Source organism: Lachnoanaerobaculum sp. OBRC5-5 (assembly GCF_000296385.1).
Taxonomy (GTDB): domain Bacteria; phylum Bacillota; class Clostridia; order Lachnospirales; family Lachnospiraceae; genus Lachnoanaerobaculum.
The window spans coordinates 2891872-2906081 of the sequence record NZ_JH815185.1; the positions used below are offsets into that span (position 1 = coordinate 2891872).

Annotated in this window: 14 protein-coding genes; all 14 read left to right on the forward strand. The window is 36.5% G+C overall.

What is annotated here, in order from left to right:
* Positions 1-379: 379 nt before the first annotated feature.
* The 14 genes from glgB to HMPREF1135_RS13980 all read left to right on the forward strand — a co-directional run bounded on the left by glgB (position 380) and on the right by HMPREF1135_RS13980 (position 14034).
* A complete protein-coding gene (gene glgB, locus HMPREF1135_RS13335; protein WP_007596072.1) occupies positions 380-2623 on the forward strand; it encodes a 1,4-alpha-glucan branching protein GlgB in 2244 nt (747 codons plus the stop codon).
* Positions 2624-2664: 41 nt separating this feature from the next.
* Complete coding sequence (locus HMPREF1135_RS13340; protein WP_007596075.1) at positions 2665-3594, forward strand: mechanosensitive ion channel family protein; 930 nt, start codon at positions 2665-2667, stop codon at positions 3592-3594.
* 228 nt (positions 3595-3822) lie between these two features.
* Complete coding sequence (locus tag HMPREF1135_RS13345; RefSeq protein WP_007596077.1) at positions 3823-4668, forward strand: amino acid ABC transporter substrate-binding protein; 846 nt, start codon at positions 3823-3825, stop codon at positions 4666-4668.
* A 155-nt stretch (positions 4669-4823) separates the two neighbouring features.
* Positions 4824-5474: an amino acid ABC transporter permease gene (locus tag HMPREF1135_RS13350; protein WP_007596079.1), complete on the forward strand. Its 651-nt coding sequence runs from the start codon at positions 4824-4826 to the stop codon at positions 5472-5474.
* Between the two features lie 6 nt (positions 5475-5480).
* Positions 5481-6236: an amino acid ABC transporter ATP-binding protein gene (locus HMPREF1135_RS13355; RefSeq protein ID WP_007596081.1), complete on the forward strand. Its 756-nt coding sequence runs from the start codon at positions 5481-5483 to the stop codon at positions 6234-6236.
* Between the two features lie 17 nt (positions 6237-6253).
* Positions 6254-7456 (forward strand): cofactor-independent phosphoglycerate mutase, encoded by a 1203-nt coding sequence (locus tag HMPREF1135_RS13360; RefSeq protein ID WP_007596082.1) that lies wholly within the window; start codon positions 6254-6256, stop codon positions 7454-7456.
* 72 nt (positions 7457-7528) lie between these two features.
* On the forward strand, positions 7529-8101 hold the full coding sequence (locus HMPREF1135_RS13365) for a DUF1836 domain-containing protein (RefSeq protein WP_034243599.1): 573 nt from the start codon (positions 7529-7531) through the stop codon (positions 8099-8101).
* A 121-nt stretch (positions 8102-8222) separates the two neighbouring features.
* Complete coding sequence (locus HMPREF1135_RS13370; protein WP_007596087.1) at positions 8223-9419, forward strand: N-acetylmuramoyl-L-alanine amidase family protein; 1197 nt, start codon at positions 8223-8225, stop codon at positions 9417-9419.
* A 203-nt stretch (positions 9420-9622) separates the two neighbouring features.
* Entirely contained in the window at positions 9623-10846 is a 1224-nt protein-coding gene (locus HMPREF1135_RS13375) for a hypothetical protein (RefSeq protein ID WP_007596090.1), read from the forward strand.
* Between the two features lie 116 nt (positions 10847-10962).
* Positions 10963-11352, forward strand: a complete 390-nt coding sequence (locus HMPREF1135_RS13380; RefSeq protein WP_007596092.1) for a hypothetical protein — start codon at positions 10963-10965, stop codon at positions 11350-11352.
* Positions 11353-11572: 220 nt separating this feature from the next.
* Positions 11573-11734 carry a hypothetical protein gene (locus HMPREF1135_RS14070; protein WP_007596094.1) on the forward strand — a complete coding sequence of 54 codons (162 nt, stop codon included), beginning with the start codon at positions 11573-11575 and terminating at the stop codon, positions 11732-11734.
* A gap of 157 nt (positions 11735-11891) precedes the next feature.
* Positions 11892-12617 (forward strand): DUF5986 family protein, encoded by a 726-nt coding sequence (locus HMPREF1135_RS13385; protein WP_007596101.1) that lies wholly within the window; start codon positions 11892-11894, stop codon positions 12615-12617.
* A gap of 26 nt (positions 12618-12643) precedes the next feature.
* On the forward strand, positions 12644-13834 hold the full coding sequence (locus tag HMPREF1135_RS13390) for a helix-turn-helix domain-containing protein (RefSeq protein ID WP_007596107.1): 1191 nt from the start codon (positions 12644-12646) through the stop codon (positions 13832-13834).
* A gap of 23 nt (positions 13835-13857) precedes the next feature.
* Positions 13858-14034, forward strand: coding sequence for a hypothetical protein (locus HMPREF1135_RS13980; protein WP_007596108.1), 177 nt, complete (start codon positions 13858-13860; stop codon positions 14032-14034).
* Positions 14035-14210: the final 176 nt, after the last annotated feature.

Below are 14210 nucleotides of genomic sequence, written 5' to 3' on the forward strand. Positions count from 1 at the left end.
TATTTTACGATAATTGAATTTATAATACAACCAAATGATAAAATAATTATGAAAATAATAATAAACATATTTAGGGATACTTTAAACATCATATGTTTTGTTTTATGGTATAATAGTTGTATACATAATAAATGATTAGGAGGCCTTATGAAAGTAATCTTGGAATCGGAACTTGAGGGATATAAGATAGATGTAAAAAAGTATAATGATGTATAAAAATTATAAGTAATAATAGTCATATTTAAACAGTGTAGTTTATAACATTTACTTTCATGTTTTGCAAAAGAATAGTATAATCTATATAAATGTTATGGGGCGGATAAGCAGGCAGTATATTATCTGAACTGTTACTCAGAATGTTAGAAGGAAGGGTTAAGCTATGGATAAGAATTTATATGATTTGATGGATTGGGCAGCGATAGAGGAGATCACTTATTCAGAATGTGACAGACCGAAAAAGATTCTCGGTTCACATAGAGTGGATGGAGGTTTTTTGGTTCAGGCTTTTATACCAAGTTCAAAAGAGATGGCGCTGTTGATTGACGGGAACAAAAATCCTGTTGCAATGCAATGTATGGATGAAGCCGGATTTTTTGCATGCTTTGTGGGAAGAAAGCAGGAGTTTAAATATAAATTTATAGTTAAATATGATAATGAAGTAGAACAGACAATATCAGATCCATATTCCTTTGACAGTATATACTCCGAGGAAGATTTATCAAAATTTGATGCCGGAATCAACTATGAAATCTATGAAAAAATGGGTGCAAAGCCTATGACAATCTCAGGGGTGGAGGGTGTAAACTTCTCGGTATGGGCTCCTGAAGCTATGAGAGTATCTGTTGTAGGTGATTTCAACCTTTGGGACGGCAGAAGACATCAGATGGAGAGACTCGGTGATTTCGGAGTTTTTGAAATATTTATACCGGGAGTCAGTGTAGGCAGTCTTTATAAATTTGAAATAAAGACAAAAAAAGGAGAGCCTATGTTAAAGTCCGACCCTTATGCATTTTATTCCGAGCTTAGACCGAATACTGCAAGTATAGTTGCGGATATTTCAGGCTTTGAATGGAGTGATGAGGATTGGATGAAAGACAGAGAAAATATCCAGTCTACAAAGATAAATGAATCTGCAGCAATGAATATCTATGAATTGCACCTAGGCTCATGGATAAGAAAAGAAATGCAGTATGATGAGAACGGTGAGGAAGTAAACGGCTCCGTATTCTATAATTATCGTGAAATAGCACATAAACTTTCTGTTTATGTAAAGAAGATGAATTATACCCATGTGGAGATTATGCCTGTAATGGAGCATCCGCTTGATGCAAGTTGGGGCTATCAGGTGACAGGATATTACAGTCCGACAAGAAGATACGGTACACCGGATGATTTCATGTACTTTATAAACTATTTGCATAAGAAGGGAATCGGAGTAATACTTGATTGGGTACCTGCTCATTTCCCAAGAGATTTGCACGGCCTTGCATGTTTTGACGGAAGTCATTTGTATGAGCATGCAGATCCGAGACAGGGAGCACATCCGCATTGGGGTACATTGATATATAATTATGCAAGACCTCAGGTAAGCAACTTCCTTATTTCAAATGCACTTTTCTGGGCGGATAAATACCATGTTGACGGTATAAGAATGGATGCGGTAGCTTCCATGCTCTACCTTGATTACGGTAAGAACTCGGGAGAGTGGGTTGCCAATATATATGGCGGTAATGAAAATCTGGATGCTATAGAGTTCTTAAAGCATCTGAACTCAATTTACAAAAAGAAAAATCCTTCAAGCCTTTTGATAGCCGAGGAGTCTACAGCATGGCCTAAGGTAAGCGGTGATCTAAATGAAGGCGGACTTGGATTTGATTATAAGTGGAATATGGGTTGGATGAATGACTTCCTTGAGTTTATGAAGCTTGACCCATATTTTAGAAGCGGAGATTATAATGCTTTGACATTCTCACTTTTCTATCACTACAGTGAGAACTTCATTCTTGTTTTAAGTCATGATGAGGTGGTTCACGGTAAGGCTACTCTTGCAGGAAAGATGCCGGGAGCAACTCAGGAAGAAAAGTTTGCGAATCTAAGAGCGGCATACGGATATATGATGACTCATCCGGGAAAGAAGCTTCTCTTTATGGGACAGGAATTCGGACAGATGAATGAGTGGAATGAAAATGTATCACTTGAGTGGAATCTGCTGGATTATGATATTCACAGCAAGATGCAAAAGTATTCAAAGGCTTTAAATAAACTCTATCTGGATTATCCTGCACTTTATAAGCTTGATTACAATCCTGACGGATTTGAGTGGATAAACTGTACATCAAAGGATGAGAGTACGGTTGTATTCCTCAGAAAGACCGAGAATGAGGAAGACACACTGGTTGTCGTATGCAACTTCACACCGATTGTTTATGAAAGAGAAATCGGTGTTCCATATAAGGGTACATATACCGAGATCTTCAATTCGGATGATAAAAAGTATGGCGGAAGCGGAGTCGGAAATAAGAGAGCAAAGAAATCTGTCAAGAAAAAAGTGGACGGCAGAGAGAATTCACTTAAGATAAAGGTTCCTCCAATGGCTACAATAATATTTAAGTGGGCGAAATAGTGGATTTTTATAATATATTAAAAAGCTTTACAGGAATTTATATGACCGGTGAAATAAGTTCAAGTTTACCGAGTATTTCCGAAAGTGAAGTGGCGGAGTCTGTAGCACAGGATATAGAAAAGCTTAAACCGAGTGTCATGATGCAGACTTTAAAAGAACTTTCTCCGGTATTATTGGCAATCGCCTATAATATTGTGATAGTGATTATTACATTTATTATAGCCGGTCAGGTGATAAAATTTTTATCACGAATGCTTGAAAAGTTTTTGAAAAAGATAAATATTGATTTGACGATAAGAAAGTTTCTTCTGTCTACATTGAAAGTATTACTGTATGCTTTGGTAGTACTTGGACTGGCCGAGAGACTGGGAATAAATCAGGCGAGTGTGGTGGCTATACTGGGTTCTGCAGGTGTTGCTATAGGACTTGCTTGGCAGGGAAGCTTAAGCAACTTTGCAGGCGGAATGATAATACTTTTTTGCAGACCTTTTGTCAGGGGTGATTATATAGTTTCACCGAAGGCTGAGGGTATTGTAGATACTATAGGAGTAATTTATACAATACTTTTGACACCTGATAATAAGAGGATATCCATACCAAACGGTACGCTTGCAAACGATGTTATAACAAATGTTACCGCAAATGATACCAGAAGAATAGATATTCAAGTAGGTGTGTCATATGATTCCGATATCAGAAAGGCAAAGAAGCTTATAAAAGATGCCATTGATGAAAACGGGCTGGTATTAAAAAATAAAGAGATTTTGACCTATGTCAGCGATTTGGCATCGTCTGCCGTAATTCTTGGTGGAAGAGCCTGGTGTAAGACTGACGATTATTGGACCGTCAGATGGGGACTTATAGAAGAAATCAAGGTCAAATTTGATAAAAACGGAATAGAGATTCCATACAATCAGTTGGAAGTACATATTAATGAATCCGGTAATTCCATTATTAAACAGGATAAATAAATGATTATATAAGAGCTGTTGTGCTAAAGCCAATAATATCAGTTGGGTAAATACTTAACATATATTATAGAATATGATTAGTACAGCGGCTTTTTTTTATGTAAATATACGATATTAAAACACTTTAGTATGGTAGTAAAATAAAGTGTTGACAGACGCACTTTAGTATGCTACCATAATGAACTATAAAGAGAAAACAAAAGTCAAAGAAAGTTATGAGGTGTATTTATGAAAAAAATTTATTTACTTGGAATCTTAGCAACAATTATGTTGGCAGGCTGTTCATCAGCAAAGACTGCAGAAAGTACATCAGCATCAGCCGATACAAGTGCGGTGGAAAGCAAGGCGGATGAGACTACCACAGCGGCAGCAGAGAATAAGGCTACTTTCACAGTGGGATTTGATCAGGACTTCCCACCTATGGGCTTTGTAGGAGATGACGGAGAGTTCACAGGATTTGACCTTGAGCTTGCAGCTGAAGTTGCAAAGAGAATGGGCAAGGAGATTAAATATCAGCCTATAGCATGGGATGCAAAGGATATGGAGCTTACATCAGGAAATATTGACTGTATCTGGAACGGTTTCAGTATTCAGGGTAGAGAAGATAAGTACACATGGTCAAAGCCATATATGAAAAACGATCAGGTTTTTGTTGTAAAATCAGATTCAAGTATTGATTCGATAGAGGATCTTGCAGGAAAGACTGTAGAGGTTCAGACAGATTCATCTGCAGAGGCTGCATTGAAGGAAAACACCGAACTTGCAAATACTTTCGGTAAATTACAGACTGTAGCGGATTATAATACAGGCTTTATGGATCTTGAGATGGGTGGTGTGGATGCCATTGCAATGGACAGTGTAGTAGCAAACTATCAAATTACAAAGAGAGGCGGAAACGGATTTACAGTACTTGATACACCGCTTTCAAGTGAGGAATACGGTATCGGATTTAAGCTTGGAAATGAAACTTTAAGAAATGAAGTACAAAAAGCACTTGAAGATATGAAAGCGGACGGAACAATGAAAACTATTTCAGAAAAATGGTTTGGTAAGGATGTTACCACTTTAGAGTAAAATTAAGACGCCGACAGATATCTGCCGGCGTTTTCTTTTTCTTATAAATATAAGACTTTTATTTTGCAATCCTGCAAAGCATTAAGAAATAACTTATGGTAGGATTGCAAAATAAAGGATATAATAGTAAGATATTTACACTGATTGGAGATTTTATGAGTATTCTTGATATTGCGTTAAAGCTTGTCCCCGGAATGTTGGTAAGTATACAGATATTTTTTGTAACACTCTTACTTTCACTTCCTCTGGGATTGTTGGTTGCCTTCGGCAGACTTAGTAAAATAAAGTTTATTTCATATCTGTGCAAGGTATACATTTCAATAATGCGCGGTACACCGCTTATGTTACAGCTGATGGTTGTATACTTCGGACCTTATTATATTTTCGGAGTATCCACATCGGGAAATTACAGGATAGTTGCTACCATAATCGGTTTTGTGGTAAATTATGCGGCATACTTTGCTGAGATATACAGAAGCGGAATTCAGTCCATGCCGAGCGGACAGTATGAAGCCGCAAAGATATTGGGATACAGTAAATCTCAGACTTTCTTTGTTATAATACTGCCACAGGTAATAAAGAGAATTTTGCCTTCTATAACAAATGAGGTAATAACTTTGGTAAAGGATACATCTTTGGCCTTTACAATAAGTGTGGCCGAGATGTTTACAATGGCAAAGGCACTCGCAAGCAGTACAACAAGTATGTTACCGTTTGTGTGCGCCGCATTGTTCTATTATATATTTAATTTAATAGTAGCATTTGCAATGGAAGCAATAGAGAAGAAGTTAGAATATTACAAGTAGGTGATTATGTCATTATTAAGTATGAAATCAGTAAAGAAATCCTTTGGCGGTGTGGAAATTTTAAAGGATATATCACTGGAAGTAAAAGAAGGTGAAATTTTAAGTATTATAGGTCCGTCAGGTTCAGGCAAATCCACACTTTTGCGCTGTGCTACATTATTGGAAGAAATGGATGACGGAGAACTTAGCTATAACGGAAACTCGGTTTGTAAAAGTGTAGGCGGTAAGGCGGTTTATGAGAGACAGGGCAAATTGAAAGAAATATCGGAATGCTTCGGCCTTGTATTCCAAAACTTCAATCTCTTCCCACATATTAATGTATTGCAAAATATCTGTGATGCACCGATAAGAGTACAAAAAAGGGATAAGGAGAGTGTAAAAAAAGAAGCCTTTTCGCTGCTAAAGAAGATGGGGCTTGAGGACAGAGCGGGAGCATATCCTTATCAGCTTTCAGGCGGTCAGTCTCAAAGAGTCGCTATTGCCAGAGCATTGGCGCTAAATCCGAAGATACTTTTCTTTGATGAGCCGACATCCGCACTTGACCCGGAGCTTACAGGAGAAGTTCTCAGAGTAATAAAGTCATTGTCGGATTTAAAAATCGCCATGGTCATTGTTACACATGAGATGGCGTTTGCTAAAGAAATATCCGACAAGGTAATATTTATGTCTGACGGAGTAATAGTTGAGTCGGGAACTCCTGAGGAAGTCTTTGCATCAAGCAATGAAAGAATGAAGAATTTTATAGGTGCATTAAGCAAATAAACAAAAAGGTGGAAAATATGAAATACATAGTTATACTTGGAGACGGAATGGCGGATAAAGACATTCCGGAACTTGGCAATAAGACAATACTTGATGTAGCTAAAAAGCCACATATTGACGGACTTAAGGGTGTGCTCGGTATGGCAAGAACGGTGCCGAAGGAGTTAAAGCCGGGAAGTGATGTGGCAAACCTTGCAGTAATGGGATATGATCCGCTTAAGTGTTACACAGGCAGATCACCGCTTGAGGCTGTAAGTATCGGCATAAATATGAAAGAAACAGATGTTGCAATAAGATGTAATCTGGTTACTCTATCAGACGAGGAGGATCCGAAAAAAAGAACAATGCTTGACTATTCTGCCGGTGAGATATCCACTGAGGAGGCAAGAGAGCTTATTGAAACAGTGGAAAAAGAGCTTGGAGATGAGGAATTCAAGTTTTATCCCGGAATATCATACAGACATTGTTTGATATGGGACAACGGAAAAACCGGACTTGATCTTACACCTCCACATGATATATCTGACAGAGTAATAGGCGAATACCTGCCGAAAAATGATAAGATTTTATCTCTTATGGAAAGAAGCTATAATATCTTAAAGGATCATCCTGTGAATTTAAAGAGAAAGGCGGAGGGTAAGAATCCTGCAAACTCCATATGGCTTTGGGGAGAAGGTACAAAACCTAATGTAGAAAACTTTGAAAAGAAAAACGGACTTAGGGGTGCGGTTATCTCAGCTGTGGATCTTATAAAAGGTATCGGTATCAGCGCCGGAATGGAGAGCATTGATGTGGAAGGTGCTACAGGTACTGTGGACACCAATTATGAGGGTAAGCTTGCAACTGCAAAAAAGACTTTGCTTGAGGACGGAAATGATTTCTTATATATTCATCTTGAAGGACCGGATGAGTGCGGACATCATGGAGATACTGAAGGTAAGATATTAGCGGTGGAGCGAATTGATGAAAGAGTTGTAGGACCTCTTTGTGAAGCGCTTAGAGAAGCAAATGAAGACTTTGCAATGCTTATAATGCCGGATCATCCGACACCTATCGAGACCAAGACTCATTCTTCAGACCCTGTTCCTTTTAAGATATACAGATCAAATAATGAAACGGATGTTGCAATAACTTATACGGAAAAGAATGCAAAAGAATCCGGAATATTTATAGAGGAAGGATATACACTTTTAGAGAAGTTTATCAACAATAAATTATAAGATATGGAGTCGCTTACCGGCGGCTCTTTTATTTTACTTGATATATGGTTTTTAATACTATATACTGATGTTATGAAAACCAATAAAGAAATTATCAATGATATGATAAAGCATTTTGAGGGCTTGGATATTGTAAAATCGGAAGATATCCCGGATATTTCTTTGTATATGGATCAGATGACAAGTTTTATTGACGAGAAGCTTGAGAGTTTCAAACGAGAGGAGGATGATAAGCTTCTTACAAAAACCATGATCAATAATTATACGAAGAACAAGCTTTTGCCGCCTTCCGATAAGAAAAAATATACCAAGAATCATGTGATGCTTCTTATACTTATATATTTTTACAAGAATGTACTCTCCTTTGCGGATATTAAAAGGCTCTGTGATTTGAGTATATACAACAGCTTTGATAAGGGAGATGAGTCTTTGTCGAAGCTGTATGATATTCTGGTTCATATAGAGGATGACAAAAAAAACGAGATTGTAGATGATTTGAAAAAAAGACTTGAGTATGCAAAGAATAAAGTGGATGCCTTTGACAAAAAAGATGAAAATGTTGAGTTATTTACTTTTTTATCAGATATTGTAATGGAAGTATATTTTAAGCAACATTTAATTGAATATATTCTGAATAAAATTTGAGCCGAAAGATATGAATAAGTAAGAAAATTTTAACTGTACATATACACTCAAATTACATATACTTATAGTATAAATATATTTGTATCATATGATATGATACAAAAAATATAAGGAGGAATATATGAGGTTAGCTAAAAAAATAGCTGTTTTCGGAACTATTTTATTATGTTCACTTTTATCAAAACCTGCTTATGCTGCAAATAAAACTATTAGCTCAGTCACGATAAAAGTAAATTCGGATTTGAGTATAGGAGATCGTACAGATAATCTAAGTATAAATTACGGAAGTAGCTCAGGCGGAGATATAAATGTATATACTACATCCGACAGATTCAATATAGCGGATGCCGAGATTACAAGCGGAAGAAGCAGCCTGAACATAGGTGATGAAGTAAAGATGAAAATAACTTTGGAAGCAAACAGCGACTATTCATTTAAGGGAACATATTCATCTTCAAACATATCTGTGAACGGTGGAAAGTTTCTTTCTTCATCCAAGAAAAACGGTGATTTGGTAGTAAATATCAAGTTAAATCCATTAAAGGGAACTTATGAAGCTCCTGAGGATGTAGAGTGGAAGGACAGCGGTATAGGTATTGCCAAATGGGATGAACCCTCTGAGACTTCAGGATACTATGAACTTATACTGTTGCGTGGAAGTACACAGGTCACAAGAGTTGAAAACTACAAGGGCAGCAACTATAATTTCAGAAACGATATGACTCAAAAGGGTACATATAAGTTCAGAATCAGAACTGTTTCACATGGAGACAAGGACTATGGAAGACATTCCGAGTGGATTACTTCAGATGAATTCTATCTGGATGCTTCAAATGTTTCAACAGGAAATAACAATGTAACAACTCAGGTTGGAAACGGCATAGGCTGGAATAAATCAGGAGATACATGGTATTTCAGATTCCCCGACGGCAGTCTTAAGACAAGCGGATGGGAATATATAGCCGATAAATGGTATCTTTTTGATGATGCCGGTAGAATGCTTACAGGTTGGCAGAAGGTCGAAGGAGAGTATTATTATATGAATTCCTACGGACATATGACAACAGGTTGGCAGCAGTCAAACGGTAAGTGGTATTATATGAATGCGGAGGTTCCAAGAGGTAAGATGCTCAGCAATACATGGCTTCACAGCAGTGACGGAAAGTATTACTACCTTGACAGCAACGGTGCTATGTGTGAGGGATGGACACAGATCAGCGGAAACTGGTACTATTTCTATCCGGGCTCAGGGTATATGGCTACAAATACAACAGTTGATTCATTCAGACTCGGCGCAAACGGTGCATGGGTAAGATAAGTATAGAGAGACAGGGTGTGAAACAGTAACAAAATTATAAGGATAAGAATTATATTCCGAATGTGAGCCTTGCTTTTACCAACTTTGAGGAATTTTTTTCAGAGAGAGAAGTATTGTTAACGACAGCATTGAAAAAAGAACTTATGTAAATAATATGGCAGACTCACAAAGTGGGTCTGCTTTTTTCAAGATTGGAGGAAAATATGGCAGCTGGAAGAAGAGTTGATTTTACTCAGAAAGAGATGGAAGAAATGACTGGACTTGGGCGAGTTCAGTTTAAAAGAAACTTAGAACGAGTATGTGCTATGTATGGAATAAAGGTTAGTGACTTTAAAAAAGAAAGGGACAACCCAAACAGTCATTATACCTTCCCACCCGAAGTAGCGGAACTGTTAGCGATACTTGTTAAAAATTATTATTTTCATCCGTTAACACTTGCTAAGAAGGAAAAAGATAATAAAATAGTCAAAGCAACAGATGTTGCAAATTACAATAAAAAAATACTGGAAGATATCGATGAACTGGAAGATGTTTTTATGAAAGCCGTGTACTGTAGACCAGGTCATTATGCAGCGAATAATATAGCTTTCTGGACAGATGAATTTGTAAAACAGTTAACTAGATTTATTTACAATCTGTCGGCTTTAAAGTCTGAAAATATTGGTGATGCACTAGCACAGTTCACAAAGCAGTTAGATGATATGAATTATTATCTATTCAGAGCGGAATATTTTAGAAATGAAGTTGTGGCATCAAATGAAGAAGTAACCCCACCTGAATTCCGCATGACTGAACTAGATAAATCTATGAATGTGCAGAATAAGGGCATTGATTATATTATTGCTGATATCATCAAAGGTTTTTTACCTACAGTAAGAGAAATACGAAAAAAGAAGTTTCCAGAATACGTGCCACCATATGAATTTATAAATAATAATCCGATTTTAGGATTTAAGTCAGTAGTAGTTCATGAAGGAGAAGACACAGAGAATGAAGAATCAGCGGATGATTTGTTTTTGGTGCGGATGCTATATTATCGTCAAATGATAGCGGGAAGATTGCCATCAACATCTTATGAACTAAATAAATCTAATTTAGAACATCTTCACGAGAAAAATAGTCAGTGGAGAAACAGAGTAGATGCAATTAAGAATGGATCGTTCAAAGAACCTTCGGAATTAACGCTCGAAGAGAAGAAGAAAAATGTAAGAGCTAATATTGCCGAACGTAAAGCATATATAGAAGAAGCGGAGAAAGTATTGGCAGAGTTGGAAAATGAAACAGAAGATTCAGAAAAAGACTTATTGCTAACTGAAATGCAGACATCCTTTGAGGAACATTGTCTGACTGTTGATAAAGAAAACAAGCGTCTTCATGAGATTGTAGATAAACTTGTGGGGGAGGCAATGCAAGAAATTATGAAGTAAAGTGTACAACTTTTTTATTTCCTGTACACATAATGCGATTTGGGTTTCGCTAAATTATAATAGGGTTAATCTGATGTGGCCACGGAAGAGAAGACTATTATCAGGAGGTTGAAACCATGAGTAAATTTAAGACTGTATCAATGCAGTTCATCCCAGGAGAGTATTACAAGACACAAGGACATAAGGCTGGGGAAAAAAATCACTACAATAAATCAGGACGATTCGTTAGCCAGGATGGGTTCGGATGGGCAACAGAGTCAAAGCCATCACAACTTCTTCTTTATGTAGAAAATGAGAAGAAATCGTCAGTAATTCGAGTGGATCCTTATTTTAAGTATGTTGTCGGAAGAATGACAGAAAATCGTGTTAGTAAAATAATGGATGCTATGCCAGACGAGGTTCGGGTAGAAAAGCGGGTATCATATTATGGAAATGAGTATATGGCAGTTAAGGACTCAGATATGGATGCTTGGAGAAAAGTAGCTGGACTGAAGAAAAAACAGTAAAAGGGAATCTTGTATGTCACCATGAGGGAAGAAAAGATGATTGATGAGCAGAACATATATTTGTACAATAATTTCATCGCTACATTTAGGAAATTATTAAACAGCTATATATTTTTGATAAAGTCGGTCAGCCTGACTTTCCCTTTAGTTGACCTTTATTCATATTTAAAGAATAACTGGAATGTTTGTTCTATTTATCTAAAGATACGGAGGTGTTTTCATGGAGAAGGATATACATATTCCTTGTTGTAAGAACAAGAGACTTTTTGAAGATGATCCGGAATGTGAGGGTAGTATCAAAATCAGATGCCAAATCTGTAGGCAAGTGATAGCAGTGATTTTACATAAGAATAAGATACGGACTGAGCAAATCGGTGCATGATATTCATAGCAACCAAGGCCTGACAATTTTGATTTTCAGAATTGTCAGGTTTTTCTTTTTCTGATTGACAAATACAAAAAATATGTAGATGCACTTGACAAAATAAAATAAAAATGTAATATATAAAGCGTAAGATATAATTAGGAGGTAAAACTAATTGACCAATATTTTTTATGACAAGAATGATGCAAAACGCATTGTTCGAGCAATCGAGAAGTCAATCACAGATGATGTTCCACAGTTTATTAGAGAACATCCAATGGAAACACTTAACTGTATCAAAATGATTCGCAGTGATTTTATAAATGAGAATCTTAAAAACCTTGTAGTTAGAGATGGTATGGATATTGTGAAGTTTTCCAGATACTCATGGAGAGGCTGCATTTTAGTGGATCGCACAAATAAAATTACATATACAATTACTACTGCACAGAATCTCAAAAGCATTCCGAGGAAACAAAGACAGCGTCCACATTTCCTGCAGACAATATTAGGTATCCAAAATTCTAGATATCATGGGAAATGTGAACAGATGACATTGTTCCCTATGAGTCAATTCGATACAGATACACTTGAAGATGATTATAGAAAAATCGTGGATGGTGCAATTGACCCAGAAGAAGGTTTTGTTCATTACATTATAACATATGAATATGAACGTAATGAATTAAGAGAAGTTAATATAGAATTCATGGATAGGAATTTTTATGTTGTTGACGAGGCTTCACTAAATGAATTCATGAAACCAGACTACGCACAACTTACTGAGACAGATTTGGATACAGCGGAGGTTGCAGTTCCTGCTACTGAAAGTCCTCGTAGGCTTGTTTCGTTAAAGACAAACGCCTTGGTACAATTAAAAGAGGCAGAGAAGCAAGCCTGATTATAAAACAATCAGGAGAATAAAAAATGGACAATAAGCAATTTAGAGGCGAGAGATTAAAGAGTGCCAGACTTTTTAGAGGAATGACACTTACTGAACTTGCTGATGCTACTGGTATCAGCAAGCAGTCTCTTTCACTATATGAAAACAATGGTAACAAACCAGAATACGATAGAGTATTCATATTATCAAGAGCATTGGATTTTCCAAGAGAATATTTTCTTCAGGAAGATAAATGTAAAACAGAGACAGAAGTAACATATTTCCGTTCTCTAACTAGTGCCACAAAGATGAGTAGAACATCTCAAAGTATTAAACTTGAATACGTGGCAAAGATGTATGAAGTTCTTGAAAAGTATTTAGATTTCCCACTACTTAATCTTCCAAGTGTTGATTTTGTTGAAAATGATGATGAATTTAATGATGATGCAGAAGACAAAATGTTAGATGCAATAGAAACGATAGCATTGTCAGTTCGTGATAAATGGGGAGTAGTAGAAGGACCATTAAAGAATCTTCAATTTGTACTCGAAAAAAATGGTATTATTGTAACAGGTTTTGATACATCAGATGTTAAGATAGACGCATTTAGTCAGAGAACTATTCTTGACAATAGAGAGGTATATTTTATTGCGGTATCACAGGGAATAGCACCTGAGTGTAGAATACGTTTTGATATGGCACATGAGTTAGGACACATACTTTTACATCCTTGGAGTGAAAGTCTTGATCTCATTGAGAAGGACGAATTTAAAAGACGTGAAAAACAGGCTAATATGTTTGCGAGTGCGTTATTATTACCAAAGAAAACCTTCTTGCAGGATGTGTCCGCATATCCTACAGATTTGAAATACTATCAGTTTTTGAAGAAAAAATGGAACTGTTCAATTCAGTCCATGATTTACAGAAGTCACCAACTTAAGGCAATTACTGATAATCAGTATCAATACATGATGCGTCAGGTGTCTAAAAATGGATGGAGGCAAAAAGAGCCTGGAGATGTTCCATATTTTATCAACGAGAACATATTCCAAGGTGCGATTGATTTACTGATAAATGAAGCAAAAGTACTAACCGCAGCTTCATTGCTAAGGTCATTTGAACAATATGGTGTTACCCTATATCCAGGGGATATAGAAGAACTGCTTCATCTGCGAGAAGGCACACTTACTGTTGAGGAAGAGAAACCTAAGATAGTTGCATTAAAGAGAACGTAACTATTGAAGGGAAGATAGGATGAATGCAAAGAATCGTAATACGAAATACAAAAAGTCCAAAGCCAGTAAAACTACGAGTGTTTGATGCACTGGTAGACGGCAACGATACTTTTTTGAAGAAAAAACTCAAAAATAATGAAGTTATCGTATTGTCGGATGTTCTGAAACAAATAGAAGATTCATACGAGACAATAGAATAAGTATAGAGCTACCAAGCCCTGATCCGTATTTATACGATGCAATATAAGGGGCTGTGAAATAAGTACCCAAAAGAAATAGGGCCATTCGATCATGCGAAAGGTCCTATTTTTGTGGTAAAATTAACTTGCAATGAAAAATTTACACACTAATTATTGTAATTCAAAACAAGGATATT